General features: G+C 38.7%; 1 protein-coding gene. It reads right to left on the minus strand.

Features of this window, described 5'->3' with window-relative positions; genetic code table 11:
* Positions 1-813 (minus strand): transposase (locus tag ACEWK1_RS27700; RefSeq protein ID WP_416636891.1); only part of this gene is annotated, 813 nt, incomplete at both ends.

An 813-nucleotide genomic window follows, 5' to 3' on the forward strand; every position in this document is an offset into this window, starting at 1 on the left:
TAGCTTCTTATTTCCTCGTTTATTAATACGATCACGGTATTGTGTATTACCAGATTGATAGCGCATAATATCGATGCCAACGTAAGCGTTCAGTTGTTTCGCGTTTTTAAATCGGCGAATATCACCTAGTTCGCCAATAAGTCTGCACGCTGTTGTATCACCAATCCCCGGAAAAGAGCGTAATACGGTATATTCCATTCTTCCTTCAGACATCATAACCATTTGTTTCACAAGCTGGTCTTTCTTTTCCATTAAATCCGCAATACGTCGGGCGTAATCGCGTACTTGATTACAACGAATATCCGTTGGTTCAATGGCAGGATATGAATTTTTCGCAGCTTCTAATAACACGATGGCTTTTTTCTCTGCACGTTCTAGTGAAAGTTTTTTACGTGTATTGCTTTTTAAACGATTTTTAATAATTGTCTTTGAATGAGCTAATAATAGTGCTGGGTGTGGATACAATTGCACAAAATTTAAAAATAGTGCTGAACTCGGTGAAATAAGTCGTTCCAACTCTGGAAATGAAACATGTAAAATGGCATGCATACGATTGCGTAAAAGAATAAGTTCTTCTTCAATTTCGTCATAATAACGAGTAATCGCCCGCATCTGTTCATAATAATCATTCTGCACATACGTCGTTTCACGTTCCAATTTAATGTGGGTTTTCGCTAACTCATGGGCATCGCTAATATCGGTTTTGTGTCGACGCATTGAAGCCATTTGTAGGTTCGCTTCAAGAGGGTTCATGCGACAGTAAGTATGTCCGTGATCCCGTAGAAACTTCTCAACTGATTTTGAATAGACACC

It is taken from the genome of Metabacillus sp. YM-086 (assembly GCF_048059995.1).
Taxonomy (GTDB): Bacteria; Bacillota; Bacilli; order Bacillales; family Bacillaceae; genus Metabacillus; species Metabacillus litoralis_B.